Annotated in this window: 1 protein-coding gene; it reads left to right on the top strand. The window is 59.2% G+C overall.

Annotation, left to right across the window (positions count from 1 at the left end):
* Positions 1-73 precede the first annotated feature (73 nt).
* The coding region (locus V5P19_RS23755) for a hypothetical protein (RefSeq protein ID WP_334408008.1) at positions 74-265 on the top strand (192 nt) is incomplete at its 3' end.

The following is a 265-nucleotide window of genomic DNA, read 5'->3' as shown; positions in this document are numbered from 1 at the left end:
AAGTTGCACCTATCAGGCGGAACACAAGTTTCGTCGAATAAGTGTCGATAAAAACGACAACAGGGGAAGTGTCATGATGAAAGCCGTCGCAACTGCGGCAGATACCGCAGAGCGCGTCTCCGGCCAGCAGGGCTCGGTGCAGACGCTCTATCTGGAAGCCCTGACGCTGGTCGAACGGCTGCATCGCCGTCTGCTCGACGTCATCAAGGACGAGTTCGATCGTCGCGGCCGCGCCGACATCAACTCGGTGCAGGCGCTCCTGCTC

It is taken from the genome of Enterobacter sp. UNJFSC 003 (genome assembly GCF_036903355.1).
Lineage (GTDB): Bacteria > Pseudomonadota > Gammaproteobacteria > Enterobacterales > Enterobacteriaceae > Enterobacter.
Note: the sequence above shows the minus strand (reverse complement) of the source record. Positions and strands in the feature narration are given on the sequence as shown.